Consider the following 13630-nt stretch of genomic DNA (forward strand, 5'->3'; position numbering starts at 1 on the left):
GCCAGGAGCGACGACCACTCCGGCGCCTGACGTCCACCTTCTTCCGCCGTATGGCCATCCGTGCCAGCGGCGATCCCAGTCTGCACAAAACAGGACCCACAGGGGGGTTGGTGTGCCCAAAAGATGACCAACACACGCCTGGCGGCACTCGGTCATGAGGAACCGCCACTGCTCTCGCTCGCCCAACGGCTTCTGTCGGTAGCCGAGTTGGGGCTCCCGGAGATGCTGCTCCCGGGTGGTGAAGCCTTCTCCTTCACCATGTCCGGGCGCAAAGCCTCCGACGGTTCCTGGACCCTGGACCGGCGCGGGACCAGCACCCGGTACGCGGCCATCACCGCGCTGGGAGTCGAGTTCCTCCCCGAGGACCGCCAGCGCGCGGTGCTCGCGGGACGCACCGCCCAGGAGTTCACGGGTCTGCTGATCGAGTCGCTGCCCGCGGTGACCAATCTCGGTGACGCGGCGCTCATCGCCTGGGCCGCCGCCGAGACCGGGCACCCCAAACTGTCCGACGCCCTCGCACGGGTCGAGGCCCTGGACGAGGAGGGCCGGCCCCAGTACACCGTCGAGGCCGCATGGGTGCTGTCCGCGCTCGCGGCCGCTCGCGGCACGGTCGACGTGGAGAGACGTTTCACCTCCGCCCGCGACCGTCTGCTGCGGGCCCGCATCGGCGACAGCCCGCTGTTCCCGCACGCCACCGGCCCCGGCCTGGTGCCCTGGTACCGGGCACATGTGGCCTGCTTCGCCGACCAGACGTACCCGCTGCAGGCCCTGGCCCGCGCCCACGCCAGCGACGACCAGGGCGGCGACCCGGAGGCCCTCGCCGCGTCCGAGGCGTGCGCGAAGCGCATCTGCGAGCTTCAGGGCGACGGCGGGCAGTGGTGGTGGCACTACGACGCGCGCACCGGCGCCGTCGTGGAGGGCTATCCGGTCTACAGCGTCCACCAGCACGCGATGGCACCGACCGCCCTGTTCGACCTCACCGACGCCGGCGGCAGCGACTTCGGCGCGGCGATCCGCAAGGGCCTGCGCTGGATGTCGGACGTACCCGAACTGGGCGCCGGCCATGAGCCGTTGATCCTCGACGAGCTCGGCGCCACCTGGCGCAAGGTCTACCGGGGCGACCCGAAGAAGGCCGTACGCGCCGCCCGGGGCCTCGGCACCCGGGTCGTACCGGGCCTGCGGCTGAAGCCCCTGGACCGGGTGTACCGCCCCCTGTCCGTGGACCGCGAGTGCCGCCCGTACGAGTTCGGCTGGATGCTCCACGCCTGGCAGGGGGGCCGGATATGAGCGAGCGCCGGACCCTGTTCGGGGTCGAGCTGGACCCGCTGACCATGGACGAGACCGTGCAGCGCTGCCTCGACGCGGTCCGGGACGGCCGCCAGCTGGAGATCGGGGTGGTCAACGCCGCGAAGCTGGTGAACATGCGGCGCGACCCCAGGCTCGCCGAGGCCGTGTCCGGGTGCGATCTCGTCGTCGCCGACGGACAGGCCGTGGTCTGGGCCGGCCGGGTGCTGCGCGCCCCGCTGCCGGAGCGGGTGGCCGGGATCGACCTCTTCCTGCGGCTGCTGGGCGAGGCGGAGTCGGCGGGCATCTCGGTGTACTTCCTCGGCGCCAGGCAGGAGGTGCTGGAGGAGATGCTGCGCCGGGTGGCCGTCCGCTTCCCCGGTCTCAAGGTCGCCGGCAGCCGCAACGGCTACTTCGACGACTGCCAGCAGGAAGCCATCGCGGACACCATCGCGCACAGCGGCGCCCAGATGCTCTTCCTTGGCATGACCTCGCCGAAGAAGGAGATCTTCACCGCCGCCCACGGCGCGCGCACCGGCGCCCGGGTCGTGCACGGCGTCGGTGGCTCCTTCGACATCCTGGCCGGGATCACCAAGCGGGCCCCCGCCGCCTGGCAGCGGATGGGGCTCGAGTGGCTCTACCGCACGCTGCAGGAGCCGCGGCGCCTGGGCCGGCGCTATCTCACCACCAATGCCGCCTTCGTCCTCATGACGGCGCGCGAGTTCATCCGGCTCTCCCCGCAGGCCGCTTCCGCGAACAGGAGTCACTGATGCGTGTCGTCGTGGTTGGACAGGGATACGTCGGCCTGCCGCTGGCCATCCGCGCCGCCGAGGTCGGACACGAGGTGATCGGCTACGACGTCGACGCCCGGCGGATCAAGAGCCTGGCCGCCGGCGAGTCCTTCGTCGAGGACGTCTCCTCCGAGCGGATCCGCGCGGCGCTGGACAACGGCACCTACAGACCGAGCGAATCGGCCCGCGACTGCGGCGGGTTCGACATCGCCGTCGTGACCGTCCCGACCCCGCTGCACGAGGGCACCCCCGACCTGCGGTACATCAAGGAGTCGGCGGTCACCCTCGCCCGCTATCTGCGCCCCGGGGCCACCGTCGTCCTGGAGTCGACCACCTATCCCGGTACCACCCAGGAGCTGTTCGGCCCGCTCCTGGAGGACGGTTCGGGCCTGGCCGCGGGCGCCGACTTCCACCTCGGCTACAGCCCGGAGCGCATCGACCCCGGCAACGCCGTCTGGGGCTTCCAGGAGACCCCGAAGGTCGTCTCCGGCGTCGACGCCGCCTCCCTCAAGGCAGTTCAGGACTTCTACGCCGAACTCGTCGACACCACCGTGCCGGTGAGCTCGCCCAAAGAGGCCGAACTCGCCAAGCTCCTGGAGAACACCTTCCGTCATGTGAACATCGCCCTGGTCAACGAGATCGCGATGTTCGCCCACCACCTGGACATCGACGTCTGGCAGGCCATCGAGGCCGCCTCCAGCAAGCCGTTCGGCTTCATGAAGTTCACGCCCGGACCGGGCGTCGGCGGTCACTGCCTGCCGATCGACCCCTCGTACCTGTCCTGGCGGGTGCAGCGCGAACTCGGCCAGAGCTTCCGGTTCGTGGAGCTGGCCAACGACATCAACAACCACATGCCCGAGTACGTGGCGCGCCGCATCAGCGACCTGTTCAACGCCAGACGCCGTTCGGTGAACGGCTCGCGCATCCTGCTGCTCGGCCTGGCGTACAAGAAGAACACCGGCGACGCCCGGGAGTCGCCCGCCCTGCGCATCTCCCAACTGCTGCTCGACATGGGGGCCCAGGTCAGGGCGGCGGACCCGCATGTGGTCGAGAGTCTGCCGGTGGACACCCGCCTGGTGCGGGTCGAGCCCACCCCGGAGGAGCTGTCGGCCGCCGATGTGGTGGTCCTGCTCACCGACCATGACGGCTTCGACTACGAACTCGTCGCCGAACACGCTCCCCTGGTCCTGGACTGCCGCCGCCGGCTGCCGTCGGCACCCACGATCGAGGTGCTCTGAACCATGCCGCGCATCGTCTGCGTCGCCGGGGCCCGCCCCAACTACATGAAGATCAAACCGGTGATGGACGCCCTGGAGAGCCGGGGCGCCGAGGTCGTCCTCGTCCACACCGGCCAGCACTACGACCCGGCGATGAACGACGTGTTCTTCGCCGACCTCGGCATCCGGCCGCCCGACCGCTTCCTCGGGGTCGGCTCGGGCAGCCACGCCGAACAGACCGGCCGGGTGATGACCGCCTTCGAACCGCTCCTGGACGAGGTGAAGCCGGACATCGTCGTGGTGGTCGGCGACATCAACTCCACGCTGGCCTGCGCCCTGGTCACCGCCAAGGCCGGGCCGCTGCTCGCCCATGTCGAGGCCGGTCTGCGCAGCCGCGACTGGGGCATGCCCGAGGAGGTCAACCGCGTCGCCACCGACCGCGTCAGCGACTACCTCCTGGCCCCCTCGCCGGACGCGGTCGAGAACCTGCGCGCGGAAGGGTACCGGGAGGACCAGATCCACCTCGTCGGCAACGTCATGATCGACACGCTGCTGACCAACCTGGAGCGGGCCAGGGCCTCGGACATCCTCGACCGATACGGCCTGACCAGAGGCGAGTTCGGCCTGGTCACCCTGCACCGACCCGCCAACGTCGACGACCCCGAGGTCCTCGCCGGGCTCCTGAAGGCCCTGGGCGAGATCGCCGGCCGCTGCCCGCTCCTGCTGCCCGTGCACCCGCGGGCGGCGGAGCGGCTTGCCGAGATCGGTGTCCCCGGGGGCATCAGGCTCGTACCGCCCGCCGGATACCTGGACTTCATCGCCCTGCAGGACTCCGCGCGGGTCGTGCTGACCGACTCGGGCGGGGTGCAGGAGGAGACCACCGCGCTGGGCGTGCCGTGTGTGACCCTGCGCGACAACACCGAGCGGCCCATCACCGTCGAGCAGGGCACCAACGCGCTGGCCGGCCGGGATCCGGCACGCATCGTGGCCACGGTGAACCGCGTACTGGACGCGCCTCCCGCGCCGCGCCGGCCCGAACTCTGGGACGGCCGCGCGAGCGACCGCATCGCCGAGGTGCTGCTGGCCGGAGGCACCGCGAACACCCGCCCCAGACCCACTGATCAGCCGAGACCCGGTGACCCATCACTCCCCATATGATCCGCCTGAAACATATGCTCGTCGAACATCTGGTCGCTAGGGGGGACCGTCATGGATCTCGCTGAGATCTTCCGGGTCATGCGCAGGCGTTGGTACATCCTGCTGCCCGGGCTGCTGCTGACCGTGGGCCTGACGGTCGCCGTGACGCTGGTGGTTCCCGTCACGTACCAGTCGCAGAGCACGGTGATCCTGCTCAACTCCGAGAAGGCCACCGAGGCTTACGACGGCAACCCGTTCCTGAGCACCCAGACCTCGCTCACCGGCATGGCGGACAGCCTGGCCCGCAACCTCAACTCCGACGACTCCGTGCGCGAGCTCAAGTCCCGCGGCGCGACCGGCACGTTCGAGGCCAAGCTCGCCGACAACGCCCAGGGGCCGCTGATGTGGCTCACCGTCACGGGCACGGACCAGCGAGCCGTGCTGGCCTCGGACAAGATCCTCACCTCGTACGCGAACGAGCGGCTGGGGCAGTTCCAGGAGGACCAGTCGGTCGCCACGAAGGCCAGGATCCGGCTGACGACGATCGTCGCCCCGCAGCCGCCGGTGGCGCAGACCAAGACCCGGCTCGAGTACATGATCATGGCCGGAGGCCTGGGCCTGGTACTGACCCTGGTCGCCGTCTTCTACGTGGAGGCACGCCGCCGGTCGCACCCACGGGAGGCCGCGGAGTCGGTCGAAGCCTCGGAGCCGACGACCGAATCCCGCGCCCCCGCTCCCGCTCCGGCCTCCGAGGAGTCGGTCGTGGAGCAGACGATGGCGCTGCGCACACCGCCCGCCTGGGCACGGTCCGCCGGGAACAGACCTGCCGCGGAGACGAAAGCGGGGCGGTCCGCCGTCGTCATGGCACCCGCCGCCGAGCCGCTCGACGAGGAGTCGACCAGTGGACAGCGTTCGCACACCGGACAGCGGGACCGCTGAGCCGAGCGACACCCCCGCTCCTCCGGCTGCCGCCTCCCTCGGCAAGAAGGTCCGTTCGGCGGCCCGTTGGAGCTTGATCAACACCGTTGTCATGCGCCTGGGCAACTTCGCGACCGGCATCGTGCTGGCGCGCTTCGCCCTGGGCCCCGCCGAGTGGGGCGTGTACGGCATCGCCCAGACCGTGCTGCTGGTCCTGCTCTCCGCGAACGAGCTAGGTGTGAGCCTGGCCATCGTGCGCTGGGAGGGGGACCCACGGCGGTTCGCGCCGACCGTGCTGACCCTCAGTACCCTCTCCAGCGGCCTGCTGTACGTGGCACTGTTCGCGGCGGCACCGACGGTGGCGGACCTGCTCGGCTCGCCGGACGCCGCCGGCGTCCTGCGAGTGATGTGCCTGTGCGTGTTGATCGGCGGGGTGGCGGCGGTGCCCGCCCAGTTCCTCACCCGTGACTTCGCCCAGGGCAAGCGGATGATCATCGACGGACTCAACTTCGTGATCAGCACCTCGCTCACACTGCTCCTGGCCTTCCAGGGCTGGGGCGCGATGAGCTTCGCCTGGGGAGCCGTGACGGGGAACTTCGTGACGCTGATCGGCTGCTGCCTGGCCGCACCGGGCACCCTGAAGTACGGCTGGGACCCCGGGCAGGCCCGGGAACTCCTGAGGTTCGGGCTTCCGCTGGCAGGGGCGAGCCTTCTGGCCCTCGCGGTGGTCAACGTCGACACCATGGTGGTGGGCGCGACGCTGGGCAACGTGGCGCTGGGCTTCTACGTGCTCGCCTTCAACATCTCCGGCTGGCCGGTGCGGATCATCTCCGAGGCCGTGCGCCGGGTCTCCTTCGCCGGTTTCTCACGCCTCGCCGAGTCGCCCAAGGCGCTCGCCCAGGGCTTCAGCCGTGCCCTGGGCGTGGTGGTCACCGCCACCGTCCCGCTGTGCGTCCTGCTGGCCGGCCTCGCGGGACCGGCCATCGAGCTGATCTACGGCCGCCACTGGGCGCCCGCCGCCGCGGCACTGCCCTGGCTGATGGCCCTCGGTCTGATCCGTATCGGCAGCGAGCTCGCCTACGACTGTCTGATCGCGATCGGACAACGCCGCTCGCTCTTCATGGTGCAGGGCCTGTGGCTGGTGACCCTGATCCCGGTACTCCTCGTCGGCGCCCGCCTGAACGGCATCGTCGGCGCCGCCCAGGCCCATGTCCTGGTCGGCGGCGGCATCGTGGTGCCCGTGTTCCTGTACGCCCTCAGCCGTGGTGGTGTCGGTGTCGGCCTGATCGCCAGGGCCTGCGCGTGGCCCTTCCTCGGCGGGGCCGTGATGACCGCGATCATCCTCGGCCTGGAGCGCCCGTTCGGCGACGGTCCGTTCGCGCTGCTCGCCCTCAGCACGATCGCCCTGGCCGGCTACACGCTGTGCGTCCTGCCCAGCCGCGACTTCCTGCGCGGCGTTCGCAGCGGCGACCGGCCCCAGCGCGGCCGCCACCGGTCCACCGCACCGGTCGGCCCACCCAACAGGACTTGAGGTGAACCCGATGTCACGGCGCATCAGCCGTAACTCGCTCACGGGACTGCTGTTCGCGGCCTTGGTGGCCGTCTTGTGCGCGGCCTGCTCGGGCTCGGGCTCGGACCGGGCCGCGTCGTCGAAGTGCCCGGGGGACGGGCCGACCTGTCGTACGAGCGGGTCCCCGGCATCGCCGGGCACCGCCGCGTCGACCGCCGTCGGCAAGGCGACGGACCGCCCTGCCGCCTCGCCCTCCCCCTCGTCCTCCCCGACGAAGAAGCCCACCGCGACCGCGAGCGCCGGCGGCGCGTCCGGCGCCCCCGCGTCCAGGGTCGACTGCGCCTCACCCGGCGCCTGTGGGTTCCCCGACGCCGACACCACCGGTCCGCGGATCGCCCTCAAGCCCAAGAAGACCGGGTACTGGGCGATCCGTACCGACGGCCTCGTCATCCGGGGCCAGGACATCACCGGCTCGCTCGACATCTACGCGAACAACGTCACCGTCATCGACTCCAAGATCACCTCGGACAGCTGGTGGGGCATCAACCTGCGCCCCGGCTTCAGCGGCCTGAAGGTCCTGCACTCGGAGATCACAGCCGTCCCCGGCAAGGGGCCGGACAACGGCGGCGTGGACTACGCGGTGTCGAACATGGGGGGCAGCTCCATCGAGGTCGGCTGGTGCGACGTCTCGGTGTTCGGCGACGCCCTCTCCATGGGACAGGGCAATCTGCACGACAACTACGTGCACGACATCGAGCCGTTCATCAACCTGGGCGGCGAGTGGCAGCACACCAACACGGTGATCAGCGGCGGCGGCAACACCGGCCATCTGATCATCCGCCACAACACCCTCCTCAACGCGACCAGCCTCAAGCAGGGCGCCTCGGGAAGCATCGGCCTGTTCGCGGACACCGGGGTGGTCCGCAACGTCACCGTCGACGACAACTGGATCGCCGGCGGCGCGTACGCCCTGTACGGCGGTTCCACGGGCGCCACCGGGATCAAGGTCACCGACAACATCTTCTCGACCGAGTACCACCCCGCGTCCGGTGGATACGGCGTGGTCGCGCACTGGAACCACAGCGGCGCCGGGAACGTGTGGCGCAACAACCGGCTGTCCGACGGCCGCCTGGTCAAGCCGGAGCCCGCCTCGTGAGCGCGGTCGTGCGCCGGGTCGCGCGGGCGCCCTGGACGCTGCTGAAGGCGGTGTTCGGCTGGCTGGTGCTCTTCGAAGCCAGGAACAAGGTCCTGCTGGCCCCCTCCGCGGTGCGGCTGCGCCGGATCGAGGACGCCGAGACCAGACGGCTGGCCGCCGCCCTGCCGGCACCGCCCTCGGCGCTGGTCGCCACCGTCATCGCCACCCACCGACGCCCCGAGGCACTGCGTGCCGCGGTGCGCTCGGCCCTGGACCAGACCGTCCGCGACCAGGTCGTCATCGTGGTCGACGACGGCGCCGGACTGCCCGGACTCCCCGACGACCCCAGGCTGTTCGCCGTCTCGCTGGCGCACAACACCGCGGTGGCCGGCGTCGTGCGCAACGTGGGCATCCGCCTCACCCGCTCCCGGTACGTGGCGTTCCTGGACGACGACAACCTCTGGGAACCCGACCACCTGGAACGGGCGTTGGCGGTCCTGGACTCCCCCGCCGGGCCCGACGGCGTCTACACGGCACTGCGCCGCGTCCTGCCCGACGGCACCGAGAACGACGTCCTGTCGGTGCCCTACGACCGGCGCCACGCAGCCCGCGAGGCCTTCCTGGACACCAACGCCTTCGTCGCCCGCCGCAATCGCTCCCTGCACTTCAGCCGGCTGCGCCGCACGCCGGAGGTGCTGCCCCGCGAGGACTGGGAGCTGATCCGCCGGTACGGCCGCCGGTACCGGGTGCGCCATGTGCCGCACCCGACCGTCCGATACCTGATGAACCCGGCCAGCTTCTACACGCAGTGGCGACAGCCCAGTTGAGCGCTTGCACCTTCTACCCAGACACTCCGCTCCGACCACAGGTGGTTGATCCGATGCCCCGATCCCGGGCCCTCAGAAACAAGTTCGTCGACGCGCCCGGCTCCCTGGGCGAACGCATGCGCGTCGCCCGCTGGGAGCGGTTCCGGCGCTGCTTCCCCGGCATCGAGAACATGAGCGTCGTGGACCTGGGCGGCACGGCCGACATGTGGCTGCGCGCACCGGTGCGCGCCAAGCACGTCCACCTGATCAACCTGGAGGAACATCCCTCCGAGGTGCCCGACTGGATCACCACCGAGGTCGCCGACGTCACCGACCCGCGGGTGGCCGCCGAACTGAGCGCCAAGGGCGGCTACGACCTGGTGTTCTCCAACTCGACCATCGAGCACGTGGGCGGCCACAGCCAGCGGCGGAAGTTCGTCGCCGCCGTCGAGCAACTGGCCCCGCTGCACTGGATCCAGACCCCCTACCGCTACTTCCCCGTCGAGCCGCACTTCGTGGCACCCGGTTTCCAGTTCCTGCCGCTGGCCGCCAGGGCCCGCCTCGTACGGCGCTGGCCGCTGGTGCACAGCCGCCCCGACAGCCCGGAGTCGGCGATGAACGCGGTGATCAACATCGAGCTGCTGACCCGCACCGAAATGCGCTACCTGTTCCCCGACTCGGTGCTCCTCAGCGAGCGGGTGCTCGGTGCCCCGAAGTCGCTCATCGCCGTACGGACGGAGCGCTGATGCTGAACAACCTCGTCAACAGACATGACGCGGACCGGCTGCTGCGCAAGGTGCGGAAGCTGGACCTGGACCCGGTGCTGGCCAAACTCCGGGTGCGCGGCGGCGCGCGCGTGGTCCAGCACTGGTCCCAGGTCGACCCGTCACTGACCGAGTGGTGGGCGATACCGGCGGTCGTCAAGCGGTGGAACCTGCTGATGACCGGCGACGCGGACACGTCGTTTCCCCAGTACGTGGCCGCCAAGCACTTCGCGCCGCGTACCGATCTGCGCGGCCTGTCCCTCGGGTGCGGCACCGGCGGCAACGAGCTGCTCTGGGCGAGGACCGGCGCGTTCTCCCTCCTGGAGGGCGTGGACGTGGCGCAGCAGCGGATCGACTTCGCCACCCGGGCCGCCGCCGAGGAGGGCCTCTCCGACGTCCTGCGTTTCCGGGTCACCGACGTCAACCGAATGGCCGCCGACGGGGAACGCTTCGACGTGCTGCTGGGTCTGCAGTCGCTGCACCACTTCGACAACCTCGACGAGACGCTGCCGCGGCTGTCCCGACTGATCGAGCCCGATGGGACATTCGTGGTCGACGAGTTCGTCGGCCCGACCCGGTTCCAGTGGACCGACGGCCAACTGGACGCGGCGAACGCTCTGTTGGCTCAGCTCCCCGAGGAGCGGCGGCGGCTGGCCGACGGGCGGGTCAAGCGGCGTGTGGTGCGGCCGAGCAGGCTGTCGATGGTGCTGGACGATCCCTCCGAGGCGGTCGACGCGGCGGCGTTGCTGCCGGGGTTGCGGCGTGAGTTCGATGTCGTCGAGGAGCGGCCGTACGGGGGGACGGTGTTGCACATCGCGTTCTCGGGGATCGCGCACAACTTCCGGGATCAGGAGCCGGAGACGTTGGCGTTGCTGGAGCGGTGCTTTGCTGCGGAGGACGCTGCGCTGCCGGAGGTGGGGCACGACTTCGTCGCCATGGTGTGCCGGCCGCGGAGTGTGGACTGAGGGGGTGCCGCGGTCTGCTCGTTGTCGGCTGCGGCGCCGTTGTGGCTGGTCGCGCAGTTCCCCGCGCCCCGGGCGGCGATCCGGCGGGCGCTCGCTATCAAGGGCCCGGCGTCCTGCGCAGGCTGCCCGGCCGGGCGAGGGCCGCGGCAGCCGCTCGGCTGGCCTTGCGGCCCAGCGCTGCGCGTGACGTTTCGCGGAGCAGGACCGCTGTGCGGAAGGCTGCCGTGGCCAAGGCGCCGTGGCGTTGGCGGTACAAGCGGACCCGGTTGAGGGTGAGGAGGGTCCACAGGCGGGGGGACACCTGGGAGTCGCCTCCCAGGTGGACGGCCTCGGCCGTCGGGTCCAACTGCGTGGCGTGTCCCCTGTCCCTCGCCCGCAGGCAGTACTCGGTCTCCTCCGAGTAGAGGAAGAAGGACTCGTCCCACGGGCCGCACGCGGCCAGGCAGTCCGCCGATATCGCCATGAGCGCGCCGGTCGCCCAGTCCGCGCGGGTGGGGTGCCGGTAGGCGGCGGGGTCGGTGACGAGTTCACTCAGGGCGGGGAAGCGTCCGGCCCGGGTGTTGCCTATCACGGCCTCACCGAGGGCCCGGAGCACGGTGGACTCACGGCGCAGTGAGCGGTGGGGCGTGTCGCTGCCCTCTTCGTACAGGAGGGGTACGGCGATGCCGACGCCGTCGCCGAGGTTGTCGACGAGGCGCTTGGCGCAGCCCTGCCGCATCCGGATGTCGGGATTGCAGATCAGCACGGCGCTGTACTCGCCGGCCGCTCCCAGTGCCGCGTTGATCCCGGCCGCGTACCCGGCGTTGCGGCCGGTCTGGACGATCGTGGTGTCCGGCGCCAGCTCCCGCAGCACGTCGACGGTGTCGTCGGCGGAGTCGTTGTCGGCCACGACCAGCCGCCAGTCGAGGCCGGCCATGCCCTCGGGAAGTGCGGCGACGAACCCGGGGAGCACCGAGGCGCTGTTCCAGGTGACGACGATGACGGCGACGGGGCTCATCGGGACTCCACGAGTTCAGGGAGCTGGGCTTCGGACGGCTTACGGGGAGCGGGGGCCTCGGCGGCGACCGCCGCCGCTGCGGCCTCGCGGCGGACGAAGCCGAGGTAGCTGCCGCCGGCCCCCAGGGTCAGGAAGAACATCCCGGCGTACATGGGGAAGCTGAGCGCGTCGAAGGTGGCGCTGATGACCAGCGCGACCAGCGCCGAGGCGAGGAACGCCTGCCCGAGTTCGCGGTCAGAGTCGGTGCGGGCGAGGCGGCGGATGGTGCCGCCGGTGTGTATTCCGGTGATGAACAGGGCGAGCAGCGCGACCAGCCCCACGATGCCCATCTCGGCCAGGGTCAGCATGTACTGGTTGTCCGTGAAGAAGTACAGGTCGGGCGTGAAGGTCCCGAATCCCCGCCCGAACCATGGGTGTTCGTCGAGGTAGGGGACGATCGCGCTGTACTTCACGGTGCGTGCCTGGGTGCTGCTGTCGGAGCCGGACAGGAAGCTCGCGAACAGGTTGGTGATGGTTCCGATCAGTCCCGGAATGATCACCTTGAAGCCGGCGACCGACCCCATGATGATGGCGATGGCGGCCCAGCGCCGCTGCGGCTTCCAGCGGGGCACCATCACCAGGATCACGATGAGTGCGCCGATGATGGACGTCCTGGACACCGTCAGCGGCAGCGCGCCCGCCATGATCGCCACCGGGGCCCAGCGGCGCAGCGCGCCGGCGTGCCGGCGTACCGGATCGAACGCCTGGTGGACGGCGAAGGGAACGAGGATGGCCAGCATCCCGCCGAACTCCAGCGGATGGGCCGTGGTCGAGCGCGGCCGGGTGAAGGAGCCGCGGTCCATGGCGCTGATCCCCGCGGTGCTCGACTGGAGGCCGGGGATGTGGATGGAGTCGGCGATGTTGGTCGCGGCGAAGAAGTCGTAGTAGCCGATGAGGGCGACCACCGTGCCCAGGACGACGAGTCGGCGCATCAGGGTCTCCAGCCGGCTGCGTTCCTGGATGCCGGCCGATGCCAGCACCACCAGCGCCACCCAGACCCCGAGCCCGATGAGCCCGCGGTCGGCCCCGAGGACCTCCTCGTGCGTGCTGTTGCGGGTCGCGTCGGCGATGTAGGACAGCAGCACCGCCACGGCGAGCAGGCACATCGCCACGCGCGGCAGCCTGGTGCCCTCGGCCGGACGGATGCGGCCGCCGAGCCAGGTCGCGAGGTACCAGAGAAGTCCCAGCAGGGCGAAGACGTTGGCCGGGGTGCCGACGCCGCCGAGCGCGGGCAGGGTGAGGTTCGACGGGACGAAGAAGGCCAGCGCCAGATAGCCGGTGAGGATCGTCGTGGCGTCCAGTCTCCGTGTCAGCAGGCCCTTGGGCGCCCGCTCCGGGGGCTTGGCGCGATGGCGCCGGGGGAGGTATCCCTCCCGGGCCCGTCCCCGGCGGCGGACCACCGCGACGCCTTCGGCCAGGATGGACAGCAGGAACGCGCTGACGACGCCGACGATGACGACCGACGCGATGTTCTGGTACCGGGCTTTCGGCTGCGAGACCGGGGTCTGGGGCAGCACGACCGGCGCGGCCTGCACGAGGTACCCGGTCGGCACCTTGGACGCGGCCTGCAGGGCCTTGAGCTGCTCCCCGGTGAACTTGGTGAGCGTGGTGGTCTCCTGGAGCACCTTCTCCCGGTCGGTTCCGGTGACGCTCAGGGTGAGCAGCGGGCTGTCGGCGGCCGGTGCGAATCCGACCGTGTACCGGTCCGTGACGCCTCGGGAGTGCAGTTCCTTGGCCGAGTCGCTCGACTGGAGCGTCCTGATCAGTACGTCGGCCGTGACGACCAGTGAACCGCCCGCGTTCGAGATGGGGTTGCCGAAGGTCGGCGCCAACTCGGCGACCGCCGTGGAGTCCAGCAGTGTGACGGAGCTCTGCGACTGGTAGGAGACCGGGACGGTCCGGTACAGATAGCCGCCCGCGAGAAGGCTGAGCAGGGTGAGGGGCACCATGAAGTACCAGCGCCTGCACATGATCGCCCAGATGTCGCCCAGGCTCATGAGAACTCTCCCCGGTGTGATTCGGTAGCGGCCCGCCCCGGCGCCTGCGAGGATCGAGGCCGACGGAAGG

Annotated in this window: 12 protein-coding genes; 10 read left to right on the forward strand and 2 right to left on the reverse strand. The window is 70.6% G+C overall.

Annotated elements, in window-relative coordinates:
* The first annotated feature begins 123 nt into the window (after positions 1-123).
* Genes ACWD3I_RS19360 through ACWD3I_RS19405 form a run of 10 tightly spaced genes read left to right on the forward strand, consistent with a single transcriptional unit; the run spans position 124 to position 10527 of the window.
* The gene (locus tag ACWD3I_RS19360) at positions 124-1287 is read left to right on the forward strand and encodes a hypothetical protein (RefSeq protein WP_365399006.1); all 1164 of its coding nucleotides are present in this window, start codon (positions 124-126) and stop codon (positions 1285-1287) included.
* Entirely contained in the window at positions 1284-2054 is a 771-nt protein-coding gene (locus ACWD3I_RS19365; RefSeq protein WP_365399003.1) for a WecB/TagA/CpsF family glycosyltransferase, read from the forward strand. Before ACWD3I_RS19360 ends, ACWD3I_RS19365 begins: the two co-directional genes overlap by 4 nt.
* Positions 2054-3313 carry a nucleotide sugar dehydrogenase gene (locus ACWD3I_RS19370; protein ID WP_365399000.1) on the forward strand — a complete coding sequence of 420 codons (1260 nt, stop codon included), beginning with the start codon at positions 2054-2056 and terminating at the stop codon, positions 3311-3313. The genes ACWD3I_RS19365 and ACWD3I_RS19370 overlap by 1 nt, the downstream gene beginning before the upstream one ends.
* Positions 3314-3316: 3 nt before the next feature.
* The gene (gene wecB, locus ACWD3I_RS19375) at positions 3317-4450 is read left to right on the forward strand and encodes a non-hydrolyzing UDP-N-acetylglucosamine 2-epimerase (RefSeq protein WP_365398997.1); all 1134 of its coding nucleotides are present in this window, start codon (positions 3317-3319) and stop codon (positions 4448-4450) included.
* Between the two features lie 51 nt (positions 4451-4501).
* On the forward strand, positions 4502-5368 hold the full coding sequence (locus ACWD3I_RS19380) for a Wzz/FepE/Etk N-terminal domain-containing protein (RefSeq protein WP_365398994.1): 867 nt from the start codon (positions 4502-4504) through the stop codon (positions 5366-5368).
* A complete protein-coding gene (locus tag ACWD3I_RS19385; protein ID WP_451084120.1) occupies positions 5331-6878 on the forward strand; it encodes an oligosaccharide flippase family protein in 1548 nt (515 codons plus the stop codon). Before ACWD3I_RS19380 ends, ACWD3I_RS19385 begins: the two co-directional genes overlap by 38 nt.
* Before the next feature lie 10 nt (positions 6879-6888).
* Positions 6889-8013: a right-handed parallel beta-helix repeat-containing protein gene (locus tag ACWD3I_RS19390; RefSeq protein WP_365410959.1), complete on the forward strand. Its 1125-nt coding sequence runs from the start codon at positions 6889-6891 to the stop codon at positions 8011-8013.
* Entirely contained in the window at positions 8010-8819 is an 810-nt protein-coding gene (locus ACWD3I_RS19395) for a glycosyltransferase family 2 protein (RefSeq protein WP_365410956.1), read from the forward strand. The genes ACWD3I_RS19390 and ACWD3I_RS19395 overlap by 4 nt, the downstream gene beginning before the upstream one ends.
* 53 nt (positions 8820-8872) lie before the next feature.
* Positions 8873-9544: a class I SAM-dependent methyltransferase gene (locus ACWD3I_RS19400; RefSeq protein WP_365410953.1), complete on the forward strand. Its 672-nt coding sequence runs from the start codon at positions 8873-8875 to the stop codon at positions 9542-9544.
* The gene (locus ACWD3I_RS19405; protein WP_365410950.1) at positions 9544-10527 is read left to right on the forward strand and encodes a class I SAM-dependent methyltransferase; all 984 of its coding nucleotides are present in this window, start codon (positions 9544-9546) and stop codon (positions 10525-10527) included. Before ACWD3I_RS19400 ends, ACWD3I_RS19405 begins: the two co-directional genes overlap by 1 nt.
* A 97-nt stretch (positions 10528-10624) precedes the next feature.
* Here ACWD3I_RS19405 and ACWD3I_RS19410 read toward each other — a convergent pair whose 3' ends face one another.
* Together ACWD3I_RS19410 and ACWD3I_RS19415 are read right to left on the reverse strand one after the other, a co-directional pair.
* Positions 10625-11524, reverse strand: a complete 900-nt coding sequence (locus ACWD3I_RS19410; protein WP_365410947.1) for a glycosyltransferase family 2 protein — start codon at positions 11522-11524, stop codon at positions 10625-10627.
* A complete protein-coding gene (locus tag ACWD3I_RS19415; protein ID WP_365410944.1) occupies positions 11521-13560 on the reverse strand; it encodes an O-antigen ligase family protein in 2040 nt (679 codons plus the stop codon). Before ACWD3I_RS19415 ends, ACWD3I_RS19410 begins: the two co-directional genes overlap by 4 nt.
* Positions 13561-13630: the final 70 nt, after the last annotated feature.

The sequence above is a fragment of the Streptomyces sp. NPDC002817 genome, assembly GCF_053592055.1.

What these genes read in the sequence shown, in the direction of transcription:
- ACWD3I_RS19360 (WP_365399006.1), top strand. Translation starts at nt 124, where the DNA reads ATGACCAACACACGCCTGGCGGCACTCGGTCATGAGGAACCGCCACTG.
- ACWD3I_RS19365 (WP_365399003.1), top strand. Translation starts at nt 1,284, where the DNA reads ATGAGCGAGCGCCGGACCCTGTTCGGGGTCGAGCTGGACCCGCTGACC.
- ACWD3I_RS19370 (WP_365399000.1), top strand. Translation starts at nt 2,054, where the DNA reads ATGCGTGTCGTCGTGGTTGGACAGGGATACGTCGGCCTGCCGCTGGCC.
- wecB (WP_365398997.1), top strand. Translation starts at nt 3,317, where the DNA reads ATGCCGCGCATCGTCTGCGTCGCCGGGGCCCGCCCCAACTACATGAAG.
- ACWD3I_RS19380 (WP_365398994.1), top strand. Translation starts at nt 4,502, where the DNA reads ATGGATCTCGCTGAGATCTTCCGGGTCATGCGCAGGCGTTGGTACATC.
- ACWD3I_RS19390 (WP_365410959.1), top strand. Translation starts at nt 6,889, where the DNA reads ATGTCACGGCGCATCAGCCGTAACTCGCTCACGGGACTGCTGTTCGCG.
- ACWD3I_RS19400 (WP_365410953.1), top strand. Translation starts at nt 8,873, where the DNA reads ATGCCCCGATCCCGGGCCCTCAGAAACAAGTTCGTCGACGCGCCCGGC.
- ACWD3I_RS19405 (WP_365410950.1), top strand. Translation starts at nt 9,544, where the DNA reads ATGCTGAACAACCTCGTCAACAGACATGACGCGGACCGGCTGCTGCGC.
- ACWD3I_RS19410 (WP_365410947.1), bottom strand. Translation starts at nt 11,524, where the DNA reads ATGAGCCCCGTCGCCGTCATCGTCGTCACCTGGAACAGCGCCTCGGTG.
- ACWD3I_RS19415 (WP_365410944.1), bottom strand. Translation starts at nt 13,560, where the DNA reads ATGAGCCTGGGCGACATCTGGGCGATCATGTGCAGGCGCTGGTACTTC.